Below are 25,645 nucleotides of genomic sequence, written 5' to 3'. Positions count from 1 at the left end.
TCGAAGAAACGGACAAAAAGTGGCAGAGTGAATCCATGGTTGATCGGGGAGCCACGCCTGCCTCCGGAGCGCTGCCGGACGACTGGCCCGCCCGCCCGGAGCGCTGCCTCGCCCTCAACCACGTCGGCACCTTCGACTGGGACCTCGTCAGCGGACGGCTCCACCTCGACCCCGTCGCCCTGGGCATCCTCGGCCTGCCGCCCGGCGAGTTCCACGGCAACGTCACCGACCTCGCCGTCCGGGTGCCGCGCGCGGACGGCGCCCGGCTGGACGCCCTGGTGTCGCGGGCCCTGAAGGACGGCAGCGAGAGCTACGGCGCCTACCACCGGGTGCGCTGCCCCGACGGCCTCCGCTGGGCCTACACCCAGGGCCGTATCGAGCGGGACGCCGCCGGCCGGCCCTGCCGGATCCTCGGCATCCTCCGCGAGGCGAACGAGGAGCTGCGGCTGCCCGACCGGCCGGGGGAGTCGAACGGCGACCGCCGCCACCAGACCACCGTCGTCGAGACCACCACCGCGGCCCTGGCCCACGCCCGGACCGTCCAGGACGTCATCGACTTCTTCAAGGACTCCCGGGCCGTCGAACACCTCGGCTCCGACCTCCTCGTCCTCGGGCTGGTCGAGTCCGGACGCGTCCACCTCGTCGCCGAGGGCCCGTCCGAGCACTTCATCCCCGGCACCCGCTACACCCGGATCGACGACGACTTCCCGATGAGCGAGGTCATCCGCACCATGACCCCGCGCTTCATCGAGTCCCGCGAGGAGTGGGCCCGCTGCTACCCCTGGCTGTGGGAGCGGATCAAGGGCATCGGCATCTCCTCGGGCGCCTACCTGCCGCTGATCGCCCAGGCCCGGCCCATCGGCGCGCTCGGCCTCCTCTACCGCGAGGCCCGCGGCTTCACCCGGCAGGAACGCAACCTCTTCATCGCCCTCAGCAGCAGCCTCGCACAGAGCATCGCCCGCGCCATGCTCTTCGACCAGGAGCACGACCTGGCCGAGGGCCTCCAGCAGGCCATGCTGCCGCGCCGGATCCCCGAGGTGCCCGGCGCCCAGATCGCCGTCCGCTACCGCTCGGCCCGGATGGGCCGCGACATCGGCGGCGACTGGTACGACGTGGTCCCGCTGCCCGGCGGCCGGGTCGCCGCCGTCATCGGCGACGTGCAGGGCCACGACACCCACGCCTCCGCCGTGATGGGCCAGCTCCGCATCGTGCTGCGCGCCTACGCGGCCGAGGGGCACTCCCCGGGCACGGTCATGGCCCGTGCCTCCGCCTTCCTCCACGAACTGGACACCGACCGCTTCGCCACCTGCTCCTACGCCGAGGCCGACCTGACCACCGGATCCGTCCAGCTCGTCCGCGCCGGGCACATAGACCCGCTGCTGCGGCACGCCGACGGCACCTCCCGCCAGCTGCCCGTCGCCGGCGGCCTGCCGCTCGGGCTGTCCGCCGAGTTCGGGCGGCTGGACTACCCCGTGACCACGGTGGAGCTCGAACCCGGCGAGACGCTGATGATGTTCACCGACGGCCTGGTCGAACAGCCCGGCGCCGACCTCGACGAGGGCATCCGGCAGCTCGCCGGACTCGTCCAGGAGGGCCCCGAGGACCCGCACGACCTCGCCGACCGGCTGTGCGAGGTCGTCGAGGAGCGCGTCGGCGAGGACGACATGGCCATCCTCCTGCTGCGCCGTCAGGGCACCGTCGCCCGCCCGGGCGGACGCCTCCAGCAGCACATCGCCCCCGCCGACCCCGAGGCGCTGTCCGCCGCCCGGCACATGATCCGCACCGCGGTCCGCGCGTGGGGCGTACGGGACCGGGCCGACGACATCGAGCTCGCCGCCGACGAGTTGGCCACCAACGCCCTGCTGCACACCGACGGCGCGGCCGTGGTCACCATCCGCATGGTCCCCGGCGCCGGGCGCCGCCTCCGCGTCGAGGTCGAGGACCGCTCCAGCGCCCTGCCCCGCCGCCGCGAACCGGGCGAGTCGGGCGTCTCCGGCCGCGGCCTGCTGCTCGTGGACCGGCTCGCGGACGTCTGGGGCGTGGAGTCGCGGGGAAGCGGCAAGTCGGTGTGGTGCGAGTTCGATCTGGGGCCGGCGCCCGAGGACTCCGGGGCGCGGAGGAGTCCGTAGGGCCGCCGGGACGGTGCCCGGCGGGCGGCGGGTAGCGTGCCGCCATGGACACTTCCGGTGGAGACACCATTCAGTCGGCCGCCCTGTCGACGGCCCGTCAACTGCTCGGCGAGACGGGGGCGGCCGGGCTCACGCCCGACGCCTTGACGCGCGCGAGCGGCCTGCCGGCCGCCGAGGTCGCGGCCGTCTTCCCGCACCGCGACGATCTGCTGACGGCCCTGCTGATCGACGCCTACGACGCCTCCGCCGCCGCGCTGGAGGAAGCGGACGGACGGGCCCGCGGGGCCGGGGCCCCGGCCGGCGCGCGGCTGCTGGCCGTCGCCCGCGCGGCGCGGGCCTGGTCCCTCGCCCACCCCGCCGAGTTCGCCCTGCTCTACGGCTCGCCCGTGCCCGGCTACCACGCCCCGCAGGAGACCGTCCCGCCCGCCGCGCGCACCCCCGCCGTGCTGGCCGGCGTCCTGCGGTCCGCGCTGGAGGCCGGGGAACTGACCCCGCCCCGGCGGGCCGTGCCAGGACCGCCCCTGATCCGGCCGGAGGCGGTGGCGGTGTTCGGCGAGGCCCCCGGCGAGCCGTTCGCGGACCTCATCGAGCGCGGGATCGTGCTCTGGAGCGGCCTGATCGGCCTCCTGTCCTTCCAGGTCTTCAGCCGCACCCACGACAGCGTCCACGACCAGGAGGCGTTCTTCGACTACGCGGTCGCGGTGATGGCGGAGGGCGTGGGGCTGACCGTCCCGGCCGGGGAGTGAGCCGCCCCGCCGGGGGCCGGCCGCGCGGCGGCGGCGCCGGCCCCCGGCGGACCGGCACGCGCCCGCGGACGACCGGCCCGCCCGCGGCCCCCCTCGCGCGCCGTGAAGAGGTCAAGGTCACAGCCTCGTCCCCTGCTGCACAGCGCGCCCTACCCCCTAGCCTTCCCCCCATGACGGTCCTGCCCGAAGAAGGCTTCTCCCTGGCCGCCGAATTCCCGGACGCGACCCGCGAGCAGTGGCAGCGCCTCGTCGAGGGCGTACTGCGCAAGGCGGGGACGGAAGCCACCGGGACGGCGGCGGAGGACGCGCTGACCACCGCCCTCCAGGACGGGCTGAGCACCCGTCCGCTCTACACGGCCGACGACGCGGCCCCGGACCCCGGCCTCCCGGGCTTCCCGCCGTTCGTCCGCGGCGGACGCCCCGAGGGAACGGCGGTCGCCGGCTGGGACGTCCGCCAGCTCCACGCCGAGCCCGACCCCCGCCGCGCCAACGAGGCCGTCCTGGCCGACCTGGAGAACGGCGTCACCTCCCTCTGGCTCACCGTCGGCCCCGCCGGCCTCCCCGTCGACGGCCTCGCCACCGCCCTCGACGGCGTCTACCTCGACCTCGCGCCCGTCGTCCTCGACGCCGGCGCCGACGCGGAGGCCGCGGGCGAGGCCCTGCTGCGGGTGTACGAGGAGCGGGGCGTCCGGCCCGGCACGGTCCCCGGCAACCTCGGCGCCGACCCGCTGGGCACCCTCGCCCGCACCGGCACGGCCGGTTCGGGAACCGCCCTCGCCGTGCGCTGCGCACGGGAGTTCCCCGGCCTGCGTGCCCTCGTCGTCGACGCCCTGCCGTACCACGAGGCCGGTGCCTCCACCGCGCAGGAACTCGGCTGCGCGCTCGCCACCGGCGTCGCCTACCTCCGCGAGCTCACCGCCGCCGGCCTGGACGTCGACGAGGCGTGCGGGCAGCTGGAGTTCCGCCTCTCCGCCACCGCCGACCAGTTCCTCACCATCGCCGCGCTGCGCGCCGCCCGCCGGCTCTGGTCGCGCGTCGCCGAGGTCTGCGGCGCGTCCCCGGCCGCCCGCGCCCAGCGCCAGCACGCCGTCACCTCACCGGTGATGATGACCCGCCGGGACCCGTGGGTGAACATGCTGCGCACCACCGTCGCCTGCCTCGGCGCGGGCGTCGGCGGCGCGGACGCCGTCACCGTCCTGCCGTTCGACAGCGCCCTCGGCCTGCCCGACGCGTTCGCCCGCCGGATCGCCCGCAACACCTCGTCGATCCTGCTGGAGGAGTCCCACCTGGCCCGGGTCGTGGACCCGGCGGGCGGCTCCTGGTACGTGGAGCGGCTGACCGACGACCTCGCGCACGCCGCCTGGGCCTGGTTCCAGGAGATCGAACGGGCCGGCGGCCAGGAGGCCGCCCTGCGCTCGGGGATGGTCGGCGAGCGGCTCGCCGCCACCTGGGCCGACCGCTCCCGCCGCCTGGCCACCCGGCGCGAACCGGTCACCGGCGTCAGCGAGTTCCCGCACCTGGAGGAGCGGCCCGTCGAGCGGCGGCCCGCGCCCGCCCCGCCCTCCGGCGGCCTCCCGCGCGTCCGCCGCGACGAGGCGTTCGAGGCGCTGCGCGCCCGGTCCGACGCGCACGCCGCCGCCACCGGCGCCCGGCCCCGCGTCTTCCTCGCCGCCCTCGGCCCGGCCGCCGCGCACACCGCGCGGGCCGGCTTCGCCGCCAACCTCTTCCGGGCGGGCGGCGTCGAGCCCGTCCACGACCCCGTCACCGTCGACGCGGACACCGCCGCCGACGCGTTCCGCCGCAGCGGCGCCGCCGTCGCCTGCCTCTGCTCCTCCGACGCGCTCTACGCCGAGCAGGCCGAGGACGTCGCCCGGGCCCTCAAGTCGGCGGGCGCGACCCGGGTGTTCCTCGCGGGCCGCCCCGGGGACCGGCGCGACGACTGGCAGCGCGCGGGCGTCGACGCGTTCGTCTCCGCGGGCGGCGACGCCGTCGCCCTCCTCTCCTCCGTCCTCGACCACCTCGGAGTGGCGTGATGAGCATCCCCGACTTCTCCCGTATCGACCTCGCACCGGACGGACCGGCGGCGTCCGTGCCCGCCGACGCCGGGCAGTGGCGGGCGGCCCTGAAGGAGAGCACCGGCCGCGGCGCCGACGACCTGCTCTGGGAGACCCCGGAGGGCATCGGCGTCAAACCCCTCTACACCGCCGAGGACCTGCACGGGCTGGACTTCCTCGGCACGTACCCGGGTATCGCGCCCTATCTGCGCGGCCCGTACCCGACGATGTACGTCAACCAGCCGTGGACCATCCGGCAGTACGCCGGCTTCTCCACCGCCGAGGAGTCCAACGCCTTCTACCGCCGCAACCTCGCGGCCGGCCAGAAGGGCCTGTCGGTCGCCTTCGACCTGCCCACCCACCGCGGCTACGACAGCGACCACCCGCGCGTCACCGGCGACGTCGGCATGGCGGGCGTCGCCATCGACTCCATCTACGACATGCGGCAGTTGTTCGACGGCATCCCGCTGGACCGGATGAGCGTGTCGATGACGATGAACGGCGCGGTGCTGCCCGTCCTCGCGCTCTACATCGTCGCCGCGGAGGAGCAGGGCGTACCGCCCGAGAAGCTGGCCGGGACCATCCAGAACGACATCCTCAAGGAGTTCATGGTCCGGAACACCTACATCTATCCGCCGAAGCCGTCGATGCGGATCATCTCCGACATCTTCGCGTACACCTCGCAGCGGATGCCGCGGTACAACTCCATCTCCATCTCCGGCTACCACATCCAGGAGGCCGGGGCCACCGCCGACCTGGAGCTCGCCTACACGCTCGCCGACGGCGTCGAGTACCTGCGCGCCGGACTCGGCGCCGGGCTGGACGTGGACGCGTTCGCGCCCCGGCTGTCGTTCTTCTGGGCGATCGGCATGAACTTCTTCATGGAGGTCGCCAAGCTGCGGGCCGCGCGGCTGCTCTGGGCGAAGCTGGTACGGCAGTTCGACCCCAAGAGCCCCAAGTCGCTCTCGCTGCGCACGCATTCGCAGACCTCCGGCTGGTCGCTGACCGCGCAGGACGTCTTCAACAACGTCACGCGCACCTGCGTCGAGGCGATGGCCGCCACCCAGGGGCACACCCAGTCGCTGCACACCAACGCCCTCGACGAGGCCCTCGCCCTCCCGACGGACTTCTCCGCGCGCATCGCCCGCAACACCCAGCTCCTGCTGCAACAGGAGTCCGGCACCTGCCGGGTGATCGACCCCTGGGGCGGCAGCGCGTACGTCGAGCGACTGACGCACGACCTGGCGCGCCGGGCCTGGCAGCACATCCAGGAGGTCGAGGCCGCGGGCGGCATGGCCCAGGCCATCGACGCCGGCATCCCCAAGCTCCGCGTCGAGGAGGCGGCGGCCCGCACCCAGGCCCGCATCGACTCCGGCCGGCAGCCGGTGATCGGCGTCAACAAGTACCGCGTGGACAGCGACGAGCAGATCGAGGTCCTCAAGGTCGACAACTCCTCCGTCCGCGCGCAGCAGATCGAGAAGCTGCGGCGGCTGCGGGAGGAGCGGGACGAGGCCGCCTGCCGGGGCGCGCTGGACGCGCTCACCCGCGCCGCCGGCGGCGACGGCAACCTGCTGGAACTCGCCGTGGACGCGGCCCGCGCCAAGGCCACCGTCGGAGAGATCTCCGACGCCCTGGAGAAGGTGTACGGACGCCACGCCGGCCGCATCCGTACCATCTCCGGTGTGTACAGGCAGGAGGCCGGACCGTCGTCCGGCGTGGAGCGCACCCGGGCGCTCGTCGAGGCGTTCGAACGGGAGGAGGGCCGCCGGCCCCGCATCCTGGTCGCCAAGATGGGCCAGGACGGGCACGACCGCGGCCAGAAGGTGATCGCGACCGCCTTCGCCGACCTCGGCTTCGACGTCGACGTCGGCCCGCTGTTCCAGACCCCGGCGGAGGTCGCCCGGCAGGCGGTGGAGGCCGACGTGCACGTCGTCGGCGTCTCCTCGCTGGCCGCCGGGCACCTGACGCTGGTGCCGGCGCTGCGCGAGTGCCTGGCGGAGGAGGGGCGCGACGACATCATGATCGTCGTGGGTGGGGTGATCCCCCCGCAGGACGTGCCGACGCTGCTGGAGATGGGAGCGACCGCCGTCTTCCCGCCCGGCACGGTGATCCCCGACGCCGCCCACGACCTGCTGAAGACCCTCGCCGGGGTCCTCGGCCACGCGCAGTGAGCGGGGCGGCCGGCTGATGGCGCGCGCGATCGATCTGGACGCGGTGGTCAAGGGGGTGCTGGATGGTAAGCGGGCGGCCGTCGCCCGTGCCGTCACCCTCGTCGAGTCCACCCGCGCCGACCACCGCGAGCTCGCCCAGCGCATGCTGGTGCAGTTGCTCCCGCACGCGGGCGCGGCCCGGCGGATCGGCGTCACGGGCGTGCCCGGCGTCGGCAAGTCGACGTTCATCGACGCCCTGGGCACCATGCTCACGGGCCTGGGCCACCGGGTCGCCGTGCTCGCCGTCGATCCGTCGTCGACGCGCACGGGCGGCAGCATCCTCGGCGACAAGACGCGCATGGAACGCCTGGCCGTCGATCCGGCGGCGTTCGTCCGGCCGTCCCCGACGGCGGGAACGCTCGGCGGCGTCGCCAAGGCGACCCGCGAGACGATCGTGGTGATGGAGGCGGCCGGTTACGACGTGGTGCTCGTCGAGACCGTCGGCGTCGGCCAGTCCGAGACGGCCGTCGCCGGCATGGTCGACACCTTCCTGATGCTCACCCTCGCCCGCACCGGCGACCAGCTCCAGGGCATCAAGAAGGGCGTCCTGGAACTCGCCGACCTCGTCGCCGTCAACAAGGCCGACGGCCCGCACGAGCGCGACGCGAAGGCCGCCGCCCGCGAACTCGCCGGCGCCCTCCGGCTGCTGCGGTCGCCCGACGCCGCCTGGAACCCGCCCGTCCTGACGTGCAGCGCCCGCGAGAACACCGGCCTGGACGCGTTGTGGGAACGCCTGGAACAGCACCGCCGCGTGCTGGAGGCGACGGGCGAGCTGGTCCGGCGGCGCAGCGAGCAGCAGGTCGAGTGGGCGTGGGGCATGGTCCGCGACCAGCTGCTGGGCGAGCTGCACGCTCACCCGGGGGTGCGCGCGGTGACCCCGGACGTCGAACGGGCGCTGCGCGACGGCACGTTGACGGCGACGCTGGCGGCGGAGCGGATCCTGGGGGCGTTCCGGGGTTCGGCGGGGGGCGGTGCCGAGGCCGAAGGCTCCGGTGCCGACGGTTCCGGTGTCGAGGGTCCTGGTGTCGAGGGTCCCGGTGCCGACGGTCCTGGAATCGACGCCTCCGCTGCCGACGGCCCAGGTGCCCTCGGATCCGGTGCTGACGGCCCGGGCGTCCGCGGCTCCGGGGTCAGCGGCCCGGGTGGCCGCGGGCCCGGTGTCAGCGGCCCGGGGGCCGACGAGGCGTCCGCAGCCCGCTGATCACCATGTGGATCAGCAGCTCGAAGCTCTCCTCCAGCCGTTCGGGGAGCCCGAACGCGCCCTCGGCCTCCAGGACGGCGAAGCCGTGGAGCGCGGCCCGCAGGCAGCGGGTCGCGTGCACGGCCGCAGCGTCCTCCATGCCGTAGGCACGGAGCGCGGCGAACACGATGCCGAGCAGGCGTTCCCCGGCCTCGGCCGTCCGCGGCTCGGGGCGCTGCACGAGCACCGCGTACCGGTGCGGGTGGCGCAGCGCCCAGTCCCGCCAGGCGAGCATCAGCGCGCGGATCGCCTCGTCGGCCGAGCGGCCGAGCACGGCCCGGCCGACCTCGTCCGTGAGGTCGTCCAGGATCCGCGCCGACATCAGGTCGCGCAGTTCGGCGAGGTTGCGGACGTGCTTGTAGAGCGACGGGGTGGCGACACCGGCCCGGCCCGCGACGGCGGACAGCGTCAGGGCGGCGGGGGAGCCCTCGTCGACGATCGCGAGGGCGAGGTCGACGACGGCGCCGGGGGACAGGGCGGCCCTAGGCACGGACGCCCTCCCCGAGGAAGGCGAGCACGGCGGCGGTGACGCGGTCGGGGAACTCGACGTGCGGATAGTGCCCGGCGCCCGCGACCATCTCCAACCTGCCCAGTCCGGGCGGGAGTTCGGACACGATCCCGTTCCCCTCGGCCCGGGGGTCGGGCCAGTCCGGATCCAGGCCGCCCTGGACGATCAGCACCGGGCACCGGACGTCGGCGAGCCGGGCCCCGGCGTCGGTGGGCGCGGACATGCCCATCCGGGCCACGACGGCCATCCGCCCCGGCCTGCGCAACTCCGCCTCCAGGGCGGCGAGGCGGGCGGGCTCGACACCGGTGGGGTGAGCGTGCCGGAGGTACCGCTTCCACAGTCCGACGCTGCGGAACAGCCCGGCGCCCAGGAGCAGGGCGAGTCCCTTCCGGTAGCGGGCGTCGGAGACGAGGGCGCCCGCGTCGATCCGCTGGGCGCGGGTGAACGGCCCGATGCCGACGACGGCGCGGACGAGCCCGGGCTCCTCGGCGGCGGCGATCACGGCGGCCCCGCCGGCGAACGAGTGCCCCACGACGACGGCGGGACCCCCCAACCGCCGTACCAGCGCCACCAGATCCCCCGCCACCTCCGTCCGCGACCACGCCTCCCAGTCGGCGTCCGACTCCCCGTGGCCCCGCAGGTCCGTCCGCACGACCCGGTACCCCGCCGCGACCAGCCCGTCGGCCATGTCGCGGTACGCGTGCCGGTTGTCCCCCATTCCGTGCGCGAGCACGACGAGCGGGCCTTCGCCGGCGTCGTCGTAGGCGATCCGCCCGCCGTTGACGGTCAGGTACTCGGTCATGGTGTCCCCCGTGAGGTTTGGTTCGTTAGCCGTAAAGCTAATGGCATTAGCTTCGGCTGGCAAGTGCGGATCGGGGTGCGGTGCGGCCCCGGATACCGTGGTGTGTCGGTACGGGGGGAATCCGGAGGAAGGGAAGGAAGGGTGCCGGTGGGCGACGAGGCGGCGGTGCGGGCCGAGGAGATGCTGGAGGCGTTCAAGGCGCTGGCCAATCCCGTGCGGATGCAGATCATGCGGTGGCTGAGGGAGCCGGACCGGGAGTTCGCGGACTACGAGCCGATCGCGGACCGGCGGGTCGTCGGGGTGTGCGTCAGTCACATCCAGGCCAGGAGCGGGCTGGCGCAGTCGACCGTCTCCTCGTACATGGCCGCCCTGGAGCGGGCGGGGCTGGTCCGTTCCACGCGGGTGGGCAAGTGGACGCACTACCGGCGGGACGAGGAGCGGCTGCGGCGGCTGGCGGACGCGATCGGCGAGCAGCTCTGAGCGGCCCGACCGACTCCTATCGACACATCGGAATATTGCGATACGATCGTCCGCATGGATGCGACGACACCGAGCAAGTCCGCCCTGATCGTGCACGCCCACCCCGAGCCGGGCTCTTTCAGTACCTCCCAAATGCGGGCCGCCGCCGAGGAGTTGCGGCGCTCCGGCCACTCCGTGCGGGTGGTGGACCTCTACGCCGACGGGTGGGCTCCGGTCCTCGACCGGCATGAGTTCGGGCCCGTCGAAGGGCACTTCAAGCCGCAGGCGGAGCAGCGGAAGGCCGTCCGGGAGGGGACCCTGCCCGTCGAGGTGCGGGCCCACCTGGACGCGGTGCTCGACGCCGATCTGCTGGTGCTGTCGTTCCCGCTGTGGTGGTTCTCGGTGCCCGCGATCCTCAAGGGCTGGGTCGACCGCGTCTTCGCCATGGGGGCGGTCTTCGGCGGCGACCACGGCGTCTTCGACCGGGGCGCCCTGCGCGGCAAGCGCGCCATGGTCCTGGTGACCACCGGCGGCACGGCGGAGTCCTTCGCCCGGGGCGGCTCGTTCGGGGCGATGGACGACTTCCTGTACCACATCCGGCGCGGGATGCTGGAGTTCGTCGGTTACGAGGTGCTGCCGCCCGTCGTCACCTACGGGCCGGCCCATATGACCGACGCCGACCGGCTGGCCGCGCTGGACGCCGTCCGGGAGTCCTTCGCGACGCTCGGCGGCGCCCGCGCGGCGGCACCGGCGGCGGTCTGACCCCGGCTCCGGCGGGCGTTCAGCCGTCGTCCGCCCACGGGAACTCCCCGTCGTCCCGCAGGTGTTCGGGCCGGGACAGGGCCGCGGTGAAGGCGCGCCAGCAGGCGAGCGGGAAGATCAGGATCGCCCGGCCCGGGCTCTTGCTGTCGCGGATGAGCACCCTGTCGGCGAAACGGTCGGACGCCTCGACGCACTCGCCCCGGCCGGGATCGCTGTGAGTGGACCGGCGCCAGGCGGCGCCGTGTGCGACTGCGGGCGTGCGGGTCACGGTGGCTCTCCTTCGCTGACGGCGGTGGCGCCCTTGACGGGCACGGTTGCCAGCCTCCCCGAGGAGGCGCCCGATGGACAGGCCGTCCGTCCGCCGTCCGTCCACCCGCCGCGCGTCCGCGTCGGGGAGCGCTGCCCGCCTGCCGTCGCGGCCCCGTCACCGGAGGGCCGCCACCGCGCCGCGCCGGGCCGGGGAACGACGAAGGCGAGGAGTCCTCTCCTCGCCACTCTCAACTTATAGCGCACAGGGGGCCTTGCGGCAAGGCCCCGGTCATACCGCAGAATCTCCACTCGATACCCGATGAGCTGCGGAAACGGCGCGATCACGCCCTTCCCTGGCCGGGTGCACGGCAATCTCGTGAAAGTGGGCGTGGGGATGTACGACGTGATCGTGGTCGGCGGCGGTCCGACCGGTCTGATGCTGGCCGGCGAGCTGCGGCTGCACGGTGTGGACGTGGTCGTGCTGGAGCGGCTGGCCGAGCCGACCAAGGAGACCCGGGGGCGCGGCCTGCACACGCGCAGCGTCGAGCTGATGGACCAGCGCGGGTTGCTGGACCGGTTCCTCGCGGTCAGTGAGAAGTTCCAGGTCGGCGGCCTCTTCGGCGGGATCGCCAAGCCGTGGCCCAAGAGCCTGGACACCGGCCACCCGTACGGCCTGTCCACCCTGCAGCCGGTCACCGAGCGGCTGCTGGAGGAGCGCGCGCGGGAGCTGGGCGCCGAGATCCGGCGCGGCCACGAGGTCGTCGGGCTCGAGCAGGACGAGGAGGGCGTCACCGTCGAACTCGCCGACCGTACCCGGCTTCGCTCCCGCTACCTCGTCGGCTGCGACGGCGGACGCAGCACGGTGCGGAAGCTGATCGGCGTCGGCTTCCCCGGCGAGCCCGCGACGGTCGAGACGATGCTGGGCGACATGGAGATCGCCGACGACCCGGAGGCGGTCGCCGCCGTCGTCGAGGAAGTCCGAAAGACGCAGCTCCGGTTCGGGACCATCCCCAACGGCGACGGGACGTTCCGCGTCATCGTGCCCGCCGACGGCGTCTCGGAGGACCGGACGGCGCCGCCGACCCTGGACGAGTTCAAGCGGCGGCTGCGGGAGGTCGCGGGCACCGACTTCGGCGTGCACTCGCCGCGCTGGCTCTCCCGCTTCGGCGACGCCACCCGGCAGGCCGAGCGCTACCGGTCCGGCCGCGTGCTGCTGGCCGGCGACGCCGCCCACATCCACCCGCCGACCGGCGGCCAGGGCCTCAACCTCGGCGTCCAGGACGCGTTCAACCTCGGCTGGAAGCTGGCCGCCGAGGTCGCCGGCTGGGCCCCCGACGGCCTCCTGGACAGCTACCACGCCGAACGCCACCCCGTCGGCGCCCGCGTCCTGGCCAACACCCGCGCCCAGATCACCCTGCTGGGGACCGGCCCGGGCGCCGTCGCCCTGCGCGAACTCTTCGCCGAACTGATGGACTTCGAGGAGGTCAACCGGCACGTGACCGCCATGATCACCGCGGTCGGGGTCCGCTACGACCTCGGCGAGGGCCACGACCTGCTCGGCCGCCGGCTGCGCGACATCCCCCTGAAGGAGAACGGCCGCCTCTACGAGCTGATGCGCGGCGGTCGCGGCCTCCTCCTCGACCAGACCGGTCTCCTCTCGGCGACGGGCTGGGTGGACCGCGTCGACCACGTCGTCGACGTCAGCGAGGAGCTGGACGCGCCGGCGGTGCTGCTGCGCCCGGACGGTCACGTCGCCTGGGCCGGCGACGACCAGGCGGAGCTGCTGGAGCACCTGCCCCGGTGGTTCGGCGCCGCCGCCTGAGGCGGGCGTCCCCAACCGGTACCGGTTCGTGGCCGATCCGTGCTGTTGACAGGGCGGGCCACCGGGCACTCACGTGACGTGTTCGTGTCACGCTAGGAGCCCGTCATGATCCACGGTGTCGACGTCAGCAGCTACCAGAGCGAGAACTACCCCGTCGCCGGACAGGACTTCGCCTTCGTCAAGGTCACCGAAGGCATGTCCTACACCAACCCCAAGTGGGTGGCGCAGCGGGACCGGGCCCGGGGGGCCGGGCTGGTGGTGGGGTACTACCACTACGTCACACCCGGATCGATGTCCGCGCAGGCGGACCGGTTCCTGAGCAGGATCGCGCTGAGAGCGGGGGACGTCCTCGCCCTCGACTGGGAGGAGGCCGGCGTCTCCTGCGCGGACAAGGACCGCTGGCTCGCCCGGGTGGCCGCGAAGGCGCCGGGCCACCGGGTCGTCCTCTACTGCAACCGGGACTTCTGGTTCCACCGGGACACCACCAGCCGCGCCGGGGACGGCCTCTGGATCGCCGACCCCGACCACGCCGCGGGCCGGCCGGGCGTGCGGTTCCCCTGGACGTTCCACCAGTACGGCACGTCCGGCGGGATCGACCGCAACGTCGCCCGCTTCGAGGACCGCGCGGAACTGCGGGCGTGGGCGCGGCGGGAGGCGGGGGAGACGGCCTGATCCGCGGTTCCGGAGGAGGCGCCGGGGGTAGGCCGCGGCGCGGTTCACGGGGGTCGGGTCGCGGTGCGGCCTGTGAAGGCCAGACCGCGCGGTGTGCGGCCTGCGGGGGGCAGCCCGCGGTCCGGCCCGCGGAGGTCAGGCCAGGGCCCAGCCCGCGGAGGTCAGGTCGCGGCCCCGCCTACCGAGGTCGAACCGCCCCCGGCCCACGGACGTCAGGCCACCGCCCGGTCCACGGCGCGCCGCAGTGCGTCCGGGCGTTCGGCCGCCGGCCGGTGTTCGACGAGCCGCACCGCGCAGCCGATCGCCGCCGCGCCGCCGTCGGCCGCGGCGCTGTCGCCGACCATCAGGACGTCCTCGGGCCGCCGCCCGATCGCCTGGCAGGCGGTGCGGAAGAGGCGGGCGTCCGGCTTCTGCACGCCGTGCTCGTACGAGAGCACGTACGCGTCCACGCTCGCGTGCAGGCCGTGCGCGCGGAACACCGGCCGCGGGTCCCAGCCGATGTTGCTCACGACGGCGACCGGTATGCCTCGCTCCCGCAGCGAGGCGAGGACGCCGGGCGCGTCCGGGTACGGCAGCCACGCGTCGGGTTCCATGTGGCGCGCGTACAGCGCCTCGTACAACCCCTCCTCCGGAAGCGCCACTTCGCGCGCCAGGCCCAGGTAGGCGGCGCGGTGTTCGGCGGCGGAGCGGTCGCGGTGGGCCCACGCGTCCGTCAGGCGCGGGGGAACGGCCGTCGGCGGCGGGCCGCCGGGCTGGGCGCCGGCCGCGGCCAGGGCGGCGGCGAAGCGGGTGAGTTCACCGTCGCCCAGGTGCAGGCCGCGGCGGGCGGCGGCGTGGCGCAGCCAGGCGGTGGGGGACTCGATGCGGAAGAGGGTTCCGGAGAAGTCGAAGAGCACACCCGTCACGGTCATGGGCGGCAGCCTGCCAGGCGGCCGGGAGCCTCCGGAACCCCGGCCGCGCCCCGAGCCCGTCACCCGTCCGGCCGACGCCTCCTGCGGGCCGCCGGGGCGGATGGGACGCTGGGGCCGTGCCATCGCCCAGGCGGAGGGAGCGCGCGCCGTGAGGACGACCAGCCCCGGGGACATATCCGATCGCCGCCGTACGCGGCGGCGCCGGCCCGCCTGGCCGCTGGCGGCGGCGACCGCCCTCGCCCTCGCCGCGGCGGCCTGCTCGGCCGACGGCTCCGGTCCGGCGGGGGCCGCGGACGCGGGGGAGCGTCCGGCCGGGGTCCGGCTCGACGGGCACACCTACCAGGTGCCGCAGCCCCTGTCCCCGGCCCCGCCCGGCACCCCGATCGCCGCCACCCGGCACGGCCCGGACCCGAGGACCGGGGCGGCGGAACGCTGGACCGTCCTCCACCACTCCTCCGACGCCCACGGCAGGGACATCGCCGTGAGCGGCACTCTCCTCGTCCCCCGAGGCGCCCCGCCGCCGGGCGGCCGGCCCGTCGTCGCCTGGGCGCACGGCACCACCGGCATCGCCGACGCGTGCGCGCCGTCACAGGCGGCGAACCTGGGGTTCGACGTCTACGCGCAGGAGGCCGGCGCGTTCCTGCGGGCCGGCTACGCGGTGGTGGCCACGGACTACCCGGGGCTCGGCACGCCCGGCCCGCACACCTACCTCGTCGGGCCGGACGAGGGCAACGCGGTCGTCGACAGCGTCACCGCGGCGCACCGGCTGCTCCCGGACCTCGCGCCGACGTGGTTCGCCGTCGGGCACTCCCAGGGCGGCCAGGCCGCCCTCTTCGCCGCCCGCGCGGCCGACCGGGCGGCGGGGACCCGGTTCGGGGGCGCCGTCGCCGTCGCCCCGGCGAGCCACCTCGACGCGATGCTGCCCGGCGTCATCGCCGCCCACCAGCCGGGCAGCCTGGCGTTCGCCCTCTACTCGCTGGCCGGACTGAACGCGACCGACCCCGGCGTGGACCTGGCCCGGCTGCTCGGTCCTTCGGCCACCCGGACCGCCCGCCAGGTCTTCGAGGAGTGCCTGACCGCTCCGCACCCCGCCCTCGCCCGGACCACCACCGAGGCGGCCCTGCCGCTCGACCGCGCCCAACTTGCGGTCGTGGGCGGCAAGATGGCCGCCTACGGCAACCCGGACCGGTCGGCCGTCCGCGCCCCCGTCCTGATCGTCCAGGGCGGCGCCGACCAGGACGTACCCGCCGCGTGGACGGCCCAGGTCGCCCGGAACCTCCGCGCGCTCGGATCGCCTTCGGTCACCGAGCGCGCGTATGCGGGCGCGGGACACGACGACGTGCTGGGCCGGTCGTTCTGCGACGTGCTCGCCTTCCTCGGGGCGCATGGCGGCACGTCGGCGAAGGGGTGCGTGCCGTTCCGGGCGGAGAAGGGGTGACCGGGCGGTCGCCTGCCCCTGACCGGCCTTCCACCGTTGTCCGGGTTCGCCCCGGCCCCCGAAACCGCGCTCCGCGCGGTTGCCCTCAAGCGCCGGACTGGCTGCGGGGGGCCCACTCCGTCACCCGTCGTCCCACCCGCCGCGCATGCTCCTCCAGCGCGCCGGCCGGGTCGTCGGTGAAGAGGTGGAGGGCGGTGGCCGCCGTGATGATGACGTCGCAGAGCTCCGCGGCCACGTCCGAACGGTCGTGGGTGACGCCCTTGCGGGGGTTCTGACCCGTCATGCCGATGTACGCCTGATGCACCTCGCCCACCTCCTCGCTCAGCTTGATCAGGCGCAGCGCGGTCTCGTGCGGGCCGGTGCCGTTGGCGGCGTCCAGAGCGGCGGCGGACCGGCGGGCCGTGGCCCAGAGGGCGGAGTCCTCGGCGGGGGTGGATGTCACGGGTGTCCTCTCCTGGTTCCGACCGGCGGGCGTCTCACCCGAGCGGCCCGGCGCGTTCGCCCAGGAGATCCTCCCGCATCAGCTCCTGCAGCGCCGACAACGCCTCGTTGTAGGCCCACTTGCCGTCCACGTACGCGGGATCGGTCTCGCCCGCGCCCTCGATGACGCGGTCGCGGAAGTCCCGCAGGCGGCGGAACGCCTCGTCGGACGCGCGGACGACGTCGGCCGGGGCGGTGATGGCCATCTGGTACCGCAGCCGGATGCAGGGCGCGAACGCCTCCCGGGCGGTGGTGAACCGGTCGGCCGGGTCCATGGTCGTGTTCCGGGCCAGTACGGCCCCGACGGACCGCGCCTCCGCCAGGCCCGCCAGGTACTCGGCGTACAGCGCGCGCCGCACCGCCGCGTCGCGCTCCCCGCGCTCGCGCCGCCAGCGCCGGCGTTCCAGCAGGGCGCCCGAGGCGGTCGCGATGACCGCGCCCAGCGCCGTGCCGGCAAGACTCGTCCATTCCATTGGGGGAACGTTAGTGCGGTGCGTGGGCGTGCGGTCCGCCGTCCCACTCCTGCCTCATGGGAAGCAGTGAAATCCCAGGTCACGGGCTGGGACGTCCCATGAACACCCGCTTTCCCGGGAGTCCCTGGCGGGCGGCGGGGCCGGTCGGCAGAGTCGGTGGTGTCAACGGGCGGCGCGAGGTCCCTCCGCGCCGCCGTCCCGCTTCACGGGGGAAGGAACCCGCATGACCCACGTACGCAAGCGCGTCGTCCTGACGGCCGCGACCGCCGTCCTCGGCGGCGTCCTCGCCACGACACCCTCCATGGCCGCGCCCGCCGATGCCGGCGGGGACGCGGCGCTGAAGACCACCTACGTGCACGTCTGGGGCCCGGCGAAGATCTCGGCCGCCTACCTCAACTCACACGGCAAGCAGTGGCAGTCGCAGAACTACACCATGCCGCGACCCGCCAACACGGCCCGGGTCAAGTTGCAGTGCTGGAACAACGGCGACGGCGGCAAGGCGCAGGTCCAGATCAAGGACATGACCCTCAACCGGGTCCTCGGCGGCAGCGGCTTCCAGCCGTGCGACTGGAAGCCCCACTACGCCGTGAGCAACTACTACACGAACCATCAGATCCGGGTGCTGCTGAAGGTCAAGGGCAAGGCGCACACCGTCGACGTCACCGCGGAGCGCGGGTACTGATCCCGGGTACCGGCCGGCCGGTCCTCCTCGCGGAGGGCCGGCCGGCTCCTTCCGGCTATCCCAGTTCCAGGCTCGTCACCGCGAACGCCCGTTCCGCCGGCGTCCCCGGGACCGGGCCCGCGTACATCCGGATGGAGTGCCAGTCCGTGGTCAGGCCGCGCCCCTCGGCGAGGGCCGCGGCCGCCGGGTTCGGTTCGGGCATGTCGAGGCAGACCTCCTCATCGGGGCCGAGGTGCGCGGTGAGGGCGTCGAAGAGGGTCTCGGCGTCCTCGCGGGTGTCGGCGAAGAGGGGGCCGACGCGGTGGCCGTCGTGGGAGGGACGGATCAGGCCGTAGCCGGTGACGCGGCCGTCGCGCAGCAGCACCCGGGCGGCGCGGCCGGGCCCGTCGAGCCAGCGGGCGAGGAAGGCGCGGCGCTCGGCGGGGAAGAAGCGCCGGTCGTAGGCGGCGACGGCGTCGAGGCGGTCCGGGGTGACGGCGTGGACGCCGGCCGCCGTGGTGCCGGACCGGGCCGGGCGGCCGGTCCAGCGCAGGGTGCGGTAGGCGGGGACGAACCCGGAGCGCTTGTACGTCTCCTCCTGCTCCGGCACCGCGTCGAGGCCCACCGTCCGGGTGCCCGCGTGCGGGAAGGCCGCGCGCCAGGTGGCCAGGCCGAGGCCGCGGCCGCGCTGTTCCGGCGCCACCAGGTAGAAGCCCAGGAAGGCGTAGTCCGGGCCGTGGTTGACGACCGATATGGCGGTGACGATCCGGTCGCCGAGCCGGCCGGTGAAGAAGCCCTCCGGGTCGGTGGGGAGGAAGCGGTCGGCGTCGCCGTGGCCGGGGTTCCACCCCTCCTCGGTGGCCCACGCCACGACCTGCCGCCAGTCCTCGGCCGAGGCGGTGGTGACGGTGAGCTCGGGTGCGTCGATGGGGTGCATGGTGCTGGGAGTTCCTTTCGGTACGTACGGTGGATGGGCGGGTCAGATGAGGTCCATCGCCGCCACCTCGTCCGGACTGCCGTAGCTGACCGGCCCCTTGAAGCGCCGCCGCGCGGAGGCGAACCACCACACGGTAGCGATCAGCAGGACCACGCCCAGCGCGATCGGCGCGTAGTTGAAGGACTCGGCGGTGATCGGGGACGCCTGCGGCAGCATGAAGAGCAGGTTGCTGATCACGATCCAGGCGACGGCGACGAAGGCCACCGGCCGTCCGAACCGGCCGAGGTGCCACGGGCCGGGCTCGAAGTCCTTCAGCCGCAGCCGCAGGAAGATGGGCACGCCGTAGGCGAGGAAGAGGCCCACGACGTTGACGCTGACGACGGCCGTGAACGCCACGTGCGACCACCAGCCGGGGATGACGAGCACCAGGGCGCAGGCCGCCGCCAGCCACACGGCCTTGACGGGGGTGCGGGTGCGGTCGGAGACGGAGTGCCACAGCCGGGAGCCGGGCATCGCGCCGTCGCGCGAGAAGGCGAAGATCTGCCGGGTGTTGCTGGTCATGTTGGCGAGGCCGCAGAACAGCATGGCGCCGATGACGAGCAGCAGGAGCAGCTTGGCCGTGGTCAGCCCGAGGGCGTCGATGAGGATCTGCACCGGCGGGGCGGAGGCGGCGGCCTCGGAGGCGTAGTCCCGGATCGCGTACACCAGGGCGAGCACCAGTACCAGGCCGGTGAGCGCGGAGCAGCCGATGGCCCGGATGATGCCGCGCGGCGCGTTCACCGTGGCCCGTACGGTCTCCTCCGACATGTGGAAGCTGCCGTCGAACCCGGTGAACGTCCAACTGGTCACCAGCAGGCCGAGCATCCCGGCGTAGACCGCGTTGGAGAAGCCGGTGTTGTTGACGAAGTGGGTGGCGAAGGAGGCGGACTGGTGCTCGGAGGGCACGGTGATCAGGCAGGCGACGATGACCACCAGGCCGATGAGCAGCCACCACACGGAGATCCGGTTGACGATGGCGACCAGCCGCACGGTGTAGGTGTTGGCCAGTGCCTGGATCAGCAGGATGACGGCGGTGATGCCGACGGTCTGCTGGGCCGTCGGCTCGTACGACGGCCACTGGAGGGCGACGAACGACTGGATGAAGGTGGCGGCGGCGAAGTCGGTGGCGGCGGTGCCGCCGACCTGCCCGATGAAGTTGAGCCAGCCCGTGTACCAGGACCAGGCGCCCTTGTGCCGCTTGGCGAGCTTGCCCGCGGAGAAGTAGAGCGCGCCGCTGGTCGGGTAGGCGGAGGCGATCTCGGCCATCGAGGCGCCGACGAACAGCACCATGACCGAGACGCCGATCCAGCCGAAGACCAGGATCCGGGGGCCGCCGGCGTTCATTCCGAAGCCGAACGAGGAGAAGATCCCGGAGAGGATGTTGATGATGGTGAAGGAGATGGCGAAGTTGTCGAACGCCCGGAATCTCCGCGTGAGTTTGCGCGGGTACCCCATGGCGTGCAGCGTCGCGTCGTCGTCCATCGCGACGTGGGCGGCCTGCCGGTGGGCTCGGGCGTGAGCGGGGGAGAGGAACTCCGACACGGACAGCGGCTTTCTGCGAGGGGGACGGGGGACGGGGCCGGGCGCCGGGCGGCTCACGCGACGTCCGGTTGTACGGTGGTGCGGGTGGTGCAAAGCGGTACGGGCAGTGCGGGTGGTGCAAAGCAGTACGGGCGGTGCGCGCGGGGCAAGGCGGTGCGCGCGGGGCGGCCCGGCGATCGGTCAGGGCGAGCCGGGCGCCGGCAGTCCGCACCGCCGGCGGGCCTTGCTGAGCTGCTCCTCCGGGCTGCCGAAGACGCTCCACGGCATACGGGACGCGTAGGGGCCCATGGTGGTGAAGACCGTGCGGGCCTCGTCCAGGCAGCCCGCCATGCAGAGCGCGTGCGCCAGGTAGGCGAGGTCGAGGACGGGCGTGAACCGGTACCCGGGCACCTCGGGCAGCCACCGCGCGTAGACCTCCAGCGCGAGCGTCCGCCAGCGGCGCTGGCCCCAGGCGCGGTCGGCGAACGGGTCGGCGCGCGGGTCGTAGTCCTCCACCAGCGTCACCAACGGCAGCAGCCGCAGCGGTGAGTTGGCGGGGGCGCGGTTGGCCAGGAACTCGGCCACGTCCCAGCGGGCGCTCGCCGAACCGCCGTGGCGGGCGAAGTAGAAGGAGAGGAAGCGGTGGTGCGCCTCCCGGTTCCACGGGTCCAGCGTCAGGGCCCGGGAGAACAGCGACCACGGGCCGGACGGCGCGGTGAGCATCCCCGGGGGAGCGGGGTCGCGGACCCGTCCGGTGCGGGCCAGCGCCAGCCGGGCCACCCAGGGGGTGGGGTCCTTGGGCGCCATCTGCGCGGCCTGGTCGCAGGCCGCCTCGGCGATCCGCAGCAGGGACGCGGTCCTGCGGTCCCGGCTGTCGGCCATCCGCAGCGCCCGTAACATCGCCACCCGGGCCCACAACAGGGCGGAGTCCGGGCCGGGTTCCTCGGCCAGCCAGCGCTCGGCGAAGTCCGAGTCGGCCGCCATCGAGGCGAGGACGAGCGACCGGTGCGCCCGCGTGGCGAAGTCGTCCCGGGAGTCGTGCAGGATCGCGTGGGCGCTGTGGTACCGGCCCGCCTGCACCTCGACGCACGCCTGGGCCAACTCGTGGTCGTCGGCGGCCGGATGCCAGACGTACCGACCTTCGAACGAGCCAGCGACCATGCTCACCTGCCACCCTGTCGCACCATCGGGACGCGTCCGCCGGACGCACCGCACCGGAATCACACCGCACCGGAAATCGCGCAACTCGCCCGAGCCGGACGGCATCCGGACCCCGCGCGTGGTCGGACGCTCACCGGCCGTGAGCCCCACCCTACTCAGGACGGCCGCTTCCCGAGAGGCATCCGGAGGATCCAATCCCGCATACTTTCGATTTTTGTCACCTCCGACAAAGCGGCGGAGGGTAACCGGAGTGAAACCTTCCGTAAGACTTTACGTTGGTCCGATGCACAAAACCCCCCTGGGGAACGCCATTACCGGCGAAGGGGAAGAGAGCGCGCCACCGCGACGCCTTCCTCTGAGGCACGGCGGACTCGGCAGCGGCCCGCCGCGTCCGGTACATGATCAAAACGACCGGAGGGACCACCAGTTCCGTGAACCCACATCACACGGCCGACCTGTTGAGCGCGGCGGTCTTCGCACGCGTCTTCGGCAGTGACGCCCTCGCCCTGCTGCGCCGCGCCGCCGCCGCCGGTGTCCGCATCGGCATCAGCGAACTGCGCCGCGGCCCCCGCGGGCGGCGGGGAGGCGAGAGGTGACGGCACCCTCCCGAGCGAGTACGTTTCCCGTGACAGGACTGCCCGCGGACTACCGGGCGTTCCACCAGCTCTACCGCGCCGCCTACGTGCACTGGGCCGAGCTCTACCTCGGCAACCGCCACGACGCGGAGGAGGCCGTCGACCAGGCCTTCGAGGACCTGTACTTCACCTGGACCGAGGTCCTGAGAACCGAGAACCCCAACGCCTACGCGTGGGCCGTGGTCAGACACCGGACCATCGACTGCGCCAGGGCGCGCGGCCGCCGCCCCACCGTCGTCGACACCGCGGCCTTCGAGACCACCGCCCTGCGGCACGCCGTCGACCCCATCGACGAGCTGGAGCAGAGCCTGTCCGTCTACAAGGCGATCTGCGCCCTGCCGGCGCGCCAGCACGACGTCATCGTCCTGCACTACTGCCTCGGCTACAGCGTTCGGGAGACCGCCGACATCATGGGCATCACCGAGGGCGGGGTGCGCTCCACCGCCCGGCACGCCCGCCACCGCCTGCACGACGCGCTCGGACTGGAGAGAGAAGAGGAGCACCGGTGACCGGAACACTCGACCACGTGCTGGCCAAGGCCCGGCTCGCCCCGCGCCCGTACCCGAGCGCGGAGGTCGACCGGGCCGAGGCCCGGCTCGCCGTCCGGCTCACCGAGCGCATGTGGCACGGCGCCCTGTACTTCGACGACCAGATGGAACCGGCGCGCACCGCCGCCGTCCGCGCCGCCCAGCGCAACTACCTGCCCCACCGCGCCTTCTACCGCCGACTGCGCAGCCTCTGCAAGACCGTCGTCGCCCACGACCTCCACAAACTCGGCGCCCTCCTCGCCGACCGCCTCCTCGAACCCGAGGGCGCCCTCGTCCTCGGCTGCGTCCTCCAACTCGCCGACCGCGAGGACAGCGCCCGCTTCTGGTGGCAGTTCGGCGCCGGCGCCGACGACACGGGCGCCGCCTGCTGCCTGTACCTGCACCACATGGCGCTCGGCGAGCGACGCGAGGCGGAGCTGTGGCGGCGGCAGGCGGGCCTGGAGGCGCTGATGCCGGAGACTCCGGAGGAGATCGACCGGAACGACCTCAACATGGCCCTGCAGATGCTGGACGGGCTGCGGGAGGGGGAGAGGGAGGGGTTCTCGCCCGCGGCGACGGCGGTGATCGCGTACGTGCCGAACGCGCTCGGCTTCGTCGAGGAGGTCGACCTGCCGCTGCCACAGCCGGACTTCCCGGAGCGGATCGGGGAGCTTACGGCGGTGTGCTGAGCCCCTGACCCTGCCCTTCGCCGTTTTCTGGGGGTGCGCCCCAGCCCTCTCCACGACTCCGCCCGCTCGCCCTCACGTGCCGGACGGGCTGGGAGCAGCCCGTCCGGCGCCGTGCTCAGTACGGGTAACCGTCGCCGTGCACCAGCGCATTGAACACGCCGAGGGCCACCAGGAGCACCAGACCGGCTCCGAGGCCGGGAAGGTGCGGTTTCCTGTGCGTCAGCAGACTTACCAGGCCCATCACCCCCAGGGGTGTCCAGCCGAGGAGGTAGACGTTCCAGGCTGCCCGGTCCCATCGCCCGACGAACAGGATCATCGACGTCAGCGAGAAGAGGCCGGGGGACCCCCAGAGGAACTCCCACATCCGTCCCGGTCTCGTCGCGCTTGCCCGGCTCGCTTCGCCGGTGTCGGGCGTTCCGGTGCCCTCGCTCATCTTCCCGCTCCTCAAGGTCCCTGCCGGACAAGGCGGTTCCTCACCCGGTGTGGGCCGGCAGGCGCTGCGGCCCGGCGGCAGTGGGCAAGACGCACACGGTTCCGGGACCGTTGATCGCTCCGGGGCGGGTCTTCAGCCCAGCGCCCGCAACCCCGGTACGAACGTGACCAGCACCGGGACGAACGGCACCAGCGCCGCCGTGGCCGTCAGGCGGAGGCGGCGGGCCGGGGTGAGGCGGGGGGCCGGGGCGAGCAGCCGGTCCACCCGGCCGGGCAGTTGGGACGTGCGTGCCGCGCAGGGGTCGAACACCCCTCGGTCCTCGTTGAGTTCGACGAGCGCCAGCGCCGTCGTCAGCCGCCCGAACCGCCGGGAGGCGACGTCGTCGGCGGCCAGTTCCACCAGGTGGTGCACCCGGTCGCGGAAGGCGGCGAAGACGGGCACCTGGGGGAAGCCGTTGGCGAGCGCGGAGGAGCAGTGGAGCAGCCAGTCGTGGCGGGCCCGGACGTGACCCTGCTCGTGGGCGAGGAGCGCGTCGAGCTGGGAGTCGTCGAGCCGGCGCAGCGCGCCGGTGGTGATGACGAGCTGCGGGGCGGGGCCGCCGCGCAGCAGCCACGCGTCCGGCCGGTCCGACTCCAGCAGCACCAGCCGCTCGCCGCCCGGCTCCTCGCCGGGCAGCCGCGGCGAGCGCACGAGGAGGTCGGCCCGGCGCCGCCGGCGCCGGGCGCGGGCGCCGCGGACCTCGCGGGTGAGCATGGCGGCCGTCCAGACCGCTCCGCAGGCGAGCACGACGGCCATGGGCGCGGCCAACGCGCCGTAGCCGCCCAGGGCGTACGCCTCGACCACGCCGCTCGGCGCGGGGGCGAACACATTGCCGCGCACCGCCTTCCAGGCCGCCGCGGCGCTCAGGGCCATGGCGAGCGCGCAGCACAGCAGGACGGCGGCCACCACGCACTGCCACACCCACAGGGCCAGCACCGGTTCGCGGTCGGGCCAGTCGGCGCGGGCCAGGAAACGGGGAGCCAGCGAGGCGATCAGCGCGCCGAGCGCCAGCAGCGCGAGCGGGACGAGCATGCGTGGGCCTTCCCTCGGATTCGTCCACGACGGCGTGGAGTCCTGTGGGTCCAGTGCTGGAGCAGAACAGTAGTGGACCTACACGTTCGCGTGCAGTGGCAGGACCTACGCCTTTTGGCCGAGGGCTCGTTCAGGGACGCCCCGCGCGTCCCTCACATCGTCAGCAGCATCGCCAGCATCCCTATCCCCATGGAAACCCGGCAGGCGCCGGTCAGTTCCAGGCGGCCGCGGGGCAATGACGGCGCGGTCAGCCCCGGAGGCGCGCCGGGCGGAGCCGTCCCCGCCGTCGGCAGCGGGACGATCGCGGCGAGCGTCCGTACCACGTACACGGCGAAGTAGACGAGCAGCAGCCCCGTCAACAGCGGTGTCCCGGCGGGATGATGGGCGTCGGGGTGGCCGGCCCCGCCGTGGCCGCCTCCCGGCGCCTCCGCCATGGCGAGTGCCATGTAGACCATCGCGAACGCCCCTACCGCGTGGTGCAGTCGGTGGGCGTCGCCGCCACGCCGCGCCGCCACCAGCGCGTGCGCCCCCGCCGCCGCGAACAGCGCCGCGAACGCCACCGCCCCCCACGGCCGGCCCGTCGGCACCCACACCGGGGCCGCCATGGCCGCCATGCCCAGCCCCATCACCGCGTCACCCCGGGCGGCCCGGCGCTCCCCCGCCGCGCCGGACCTGGCCCGGAGCAGGCAGTACATGCCCGCCGTGGTGCCCACCACCACCAGCAGCCACCCGACCAGCGGTGGTCCGTGCACGCCCCGCCTCCTTGGACCCCCGACCCGCGCCGCGCTCCCCCTGGGCAGAATGCCCCCGTCGAGGGGTTCGTACGGGAGCGCACGGGCGCAGGGCAGGGGCGCGCTGGTACGGGAGCGCCCCCGGCCGGACGGTCGGTACCGGAGGCGCCCCCGGCCGGACGGTCGATACGGGGTCGCCCCGGCCGGACGGCCGAAGGATCCGGACGGCCGAAGGATTGGCACGGCCGAAGGATCCGGACGGCCGAAGGATTGGGACGGCCGAAG

25 protein-coding genes and 1 pseudogene are annotated in these 25,645 nt (G+C 74.1%); 14 read left to right on the top strand and 12 right to left on the bottom strand.

The genetic code is table 11. The features are described from left to right. The first annotated feature begins 35 nt into the window (after nt 1-35). From J7W19_RS03935 to meaB, 5 genes and pseudogenes are all read left to right on the top strand, one after another. The gene (locus J7W19_RS03935; RefSeq protein ID WP_004938568.1) at nt 36-2,129 is read left to right on the top strand and encodes a SpoIIE family protein phosphatase; all 2,094 of its coding nucleotides are present in this window, start codon (nt 36-38) and stop codon (nt 2,127-2,129) included. 44 nt (nt 2,130-2,173) lie between these two features. Beyond that, on the top strand, nt 2,174-2,875 hold the full coding sequence (locus J7W19_RS03930) for a TetR-like C-terminal domain-containing protein (RefSeq protein ID WP_004938565.1): 702 nt from the start codon (nt 2,174-2,176) through the stop codon (nt 2,873-2,875). Between the two features lie 170 nt (nt 2,876-3,045). Further along, nucleotides 3,046-4,908, top strand: coding sequence for a methylmalonyl-CoA mutase small subunit (gene mutA, locus J7W19_RS03925; RefSeq protein WP_004938562.1), 1,863 nt, complete (start codon nt 3,046-3,048; stop codon nt 4,906-4,908). Continuing rightward, nucleotides 4,908-7,100: a methylmalonyl-CoA mutase gene (gene scpA, locus J7W19_RS03920; protein ID WP_004938559.1), complete on the top strand. Its 2,193-nt coding sequence runs from the start codon at nt 4,908-4,910 to the stop codon at nt 7,098-7,100. The genes mutA and scpA overlap by 1 nt, the downstream gene beginning before the upstream one ends. A gap of 16 nt (nt 7,101-7,116) precedes the next feature. After that, nucleotides 7,117-8,115, top strand: a pseudogene (meaB, locus tag J7W19_RS03915) (methylmalonyl Co-A mutase-associated GTPase MeaB); the annotation flags it as partial. A 184-nt stretch (nt 8,116-8,299) separates the two neighbouring features. Here the strand turns inward: meaB and J7W19_RS03910 are convergent. Next, nucleotides 8,300-8,869, bottom strand: a complete 570-nt coding sequence (locus J7W19_RS03910) for a TetR/AcrR family transcriptional regulator (RefSeq protein ID WP_004938553.1) — start codon at nt 8,867-8,869, stop codon at nt 8,300-8,302. Beyond that, a complete protein-coding gene (locus tag J7W19_RS03905; protein ID WP_004938550.1) occupies nt 8,862-9,689 on the bottom strand; it encodes an alpha/beta fold hydrolase in 828 nt (275 codons plus the stop codon). Before J7W19_RS03905 ends, J7W19_RS03910 begins: the two co-directional genes overlap by 8 nt. A gap of 147 nt (nt 9,690-9,836) precedes the next feature. On the opposite strand from J7W19_RS03905, the gene J7W19_RS03900 reads away from it, so the two are divergent. Continuing rightward, nucleotides 9,837-10,169: an ArsR/SmtB family transcription factor gene (locus tag J7W19_RS03900; RefSeq protein WP_004938548.1), complete on the top strand. Its 333-nt coding sequence runs from the start codon at nt 9,837-9,839 to the stop codon at nt 10,167-10,169. Between the two features lie 54 nt (nt 10,170-10,223). Next, on the top strand, nt 10,224-10,910 hold the full coding sequence (locus J7W19_RS03895; protein WP_040887512.1) for an NAD(P)H-dependent oxidoreductase: 687 nt from the start codon (nt 10,224-10,226) through the stop codon (nt 10,908-10,910). Nucleotides 10,911-10,929: 19 nt separating this feature from the next. On the opposite strand, the gene J7W19_RS03890 is transcribed toward J7W19_RS03895, so the two are convergent. After that, nucleotides 10,930-11,178, bottom strand: a complete 249-nt coding sequence (locus tag J7W19_RS03890) for a DUF397 domain-containing protein (protein WP_004938542.1) — start codon at nt 11,176-11,178, stop codon at nt 10,930-10,932. Between the two features lie 375 nt (nt 11,179-11,553). Here J7W19_RS03890 and rox point away from each other — a divergent pair, with 375 nt between their 5' ends. Together rox and J7W19_RS03880 are read left to right on the top strand one after the other, a co-directional pair. Further along, nucleotides 11,554-12,981 (top strand): rifampin monooxygenase, encoded by a 1,428-nt coding sequence (gene rox, locus J7W19_RS03885; RefSeq protein ID WP_004938539.1) that lies wholly within the window; start codon nt 11,554-11,556, stop codon nt 12,979-12,981. Nucleotides 12,982-13,086: 105 nt separating this feature from the next. Next, nucleotides 13,087-13,653, top strand: coding sequence for a glycoside hydrolase family 25 protein (locus J7W19_RS03880; protein ID WP_004938537.1), 567 nt, complete (start codon nt 13,087-13,089; stop codon nt 13,651-13,653). 212 nt (nt 13,654-13,865) lie between these two features. On the opposite strand, the gene J7W19_RS03875 is transcribed toward J7W19_RS03880, so the two are convergent. Continuing rightward, the gene (locus J7W19_RS03875) at nt 13,866-14,564 is read right to left on the bottom strand and encodes an HAD family hydrolase (RefSeq protein ID WP_004938534.1); all 699 of its coding nucleotides are present in this window, start codon (nt 14,562-14,564) and stop codon (nt 13,866-13,868) included. 148 nt (nt 14,565-14,712) lie between these two features. Between J7W19_RS03875 and J7W19_RS03870 the strand changes: the two genes are divergently transcribed. Further along, complete coding sequence (locus tag J7W19_RS03870; RefSeq protein WP_233478065.1) at nt 14,713-16,002, top strand: alpha/beta hydrolase family protein; 1,290 nt, start codon at nt 14,713-14,715, stop codon at nt 16,000-16,002. A gap of 85 nt (nt 16,003-16,087) precedes the next feature. Here the strand turns inward: J7W19_RS03870 and J7W19_RS32695 are convergent, their stop codons facing one another. Beyond that, a complete protein-coding gene (locus J7W19_RS32695) occupies nt 16,088-16,444 on the bottom strand; it encodes a MazG-like family protein (protein WP_004938528.1) in 357 nt (118 codons plus the stop codon). A 34-nt stretch (nt 16,445-16,478) separates the two neighbouring features. Next, a complete protein-coding gene (locus J7W19_RS03860; protein WP_004938525.1) occupies nt 16,479-16,955 on the bottom strand; it encodes a hypothetical protein in 477 nt (158 codons plus the stop codon). Between the two features lie 223 nt (nt 16,956-17,178). Here J7W19_RS03860 and J7W19_RS03855 point away from each other — a divergent pair, with 223 nt between their 5' ends. Continuing rightward, nucleotides 17,179-17,637, top strand: a complete 459-nt coding sequence (locus J7W19_RS03855; protein WP_004938522.1) for a hypothetical protein — start codon at nt 17,179-17,181, stop codon at nt 17,635-17,637. Between the two features lie 55 nt (nt 17,638-17,692). Here the strand turns inward: J7W19_RS03855 and J7W19_RS03850 are convergent, their stop codons facing one another. The 3 genes from J7W19_RS03850 to J7W19_RS03840 all read right to left on the bottom strand — a co-directional run bounded on the left by J7W19_RS03850 (nt 17,693) and on the right by J7W19_RS03840 (nt 21,274). Further along, nucleotides 17,693-18,553 (bottom strand): GNAT family N-acetyltransferase, encoded by an 861-nt coding sequence (locus J7W19_RS03850; RefSeq protein WP_004938519.1) that lies wholly within the window; start codon nt 18,551-18,553, stop codon nt 17,693-17,695. Between the two features lie 42 nt (nt 18,554-18,595). Further along, nucleotides 18,596-20,047, bottom strand: a complete 1,452-nt coding sequence (locus J7W19_RS03845; RefSeq protein ID WP_040887567.1) for an amino acid permease — start codon at nt 20,045-20,047, stop codon at nt 18,596-18,598. Nucleotides 20,048-20,314: 267 nt separating this feature from the next. After that, the gene (locus J7W19_RS03840; RefSeq protein WP_004938513.1) at nt 20,315-21,274 is read right to left on the bottom strand and encodes a tetratricopeptide repeat protein; all 960 of its coding nucleotides are present in this window, start codon (nt 21,272-21,274) and stop codon (nt 20,315-20,317) included. 431 nt (nt 21,275-21,705) lie between these two features. Here J7W19_RS03840 and J7W19_RS03835 point away from each other — a divergent pair, with 431 nt between their 5' ends. The 3 genes from J7W19_RS03835 to J7W19_RS03825 are packed head-to-tail and all read left to right on the top strand — an operon-like array spanning nt 21,706 to nt 23,125. Continuing rightward, nucleotides 21,706-21,870 (top strand): hypothetical protein, encoded by a 165-nt coding sequence (locus J7W19_RS03835; RefSeq protein ID WP_004938510.1) that lies wholly within the window; start codon nt 21,706-21,708, stop codon nt 21,868-21,870. Between the two features lie 29 nt (nt 21,871-21,899). Then, complete coding sequence (locus J7W19_RS03830; protein WP_004938506.1) at nt 21,900-22,418, top strand: RNA polymerase sigma factor; 519 nt, start codon at nt 21,900-21,902, stop codon at nt 22,416-22,418. Continuing rightward, the gene (locus tag J7W19_RS03825) at nt 22,415-23,125 is read left to right on the top strand and encodes a hypothetical protein (protein ID WP_004938502.1); all 711 of its coding nucleotides are present in this window, start codon (nt 22,415-22,417) and stop codon (nt 23,123-23,125) included. The genes J7W19_RS03830 and J7W19_RS03825 overlap by 4 nt, the downstream gene beginning before the upstream one ends. A gap of 115 nt (nt 23,126-23,240) precedes the next feature. On the opposite strand, the gene J7W19_RS03820 is transcribed toward J7W19_RS03825, so the two are convergent. The 3 genes from J7W19_RS03820 to J7W19_RS03810 all read right to left on the bottom strand — a co-directional run bounded on the left by J7W19_RS03820 (nt 23,241) and on the right by J7W19_RS03810 (nt 25,381). Continuing rightward, nucleotides 23,241-23,558, bottom strand: coding sequence for a hypothetical protein (locus J7W19_RS03820; protein ID WP_158688715.1), 318 nt, complete (start codon nt 23,556-23,558; stop codon nt 23,241-23,243). A 132-nt stretch (nt 23,559-23,690) separates the two neighbouring features. Continuing rightward, complete coding sequence (locus tag J7W19_RS03815; protein ID WP_004938496.1) at nt 23,691-24,629, bottom strand: M56 family metallopeptidase; 939 nt, start codon at nt 24,627-24,629, stop codon at nt 23,691-23,693. 152 nt (nt 24,630-24,781) lie between these two features. Continuing rightward, entirely contained in the window at nt 24,782-25,381 is a 600-nt protein-coding gene (locus J7W19_RS03810) for a DUF5134 domain-containing protein (protein WP_004938493.1), read from the bottom strand. Nucleotides 25,382-25,645: the final 264 nt, after the last annotated feature.

The organism is Streptomyces mobaraensis NBRC 13819 = DSM 40847, assembly GCF_017916255.1.
Taxonomy (GTDB): domain Bacteria; phylum Actinomycetota; class Actinomycetes; order Streptomycetales; family Streptomycetaceae; genus Streptomyces; species Streptomyces mobaraensis.
Note: the sequence above shows the minus strand (reverse complement) of the source record. Positions and strands in the feature narration are given on the sequence as shown.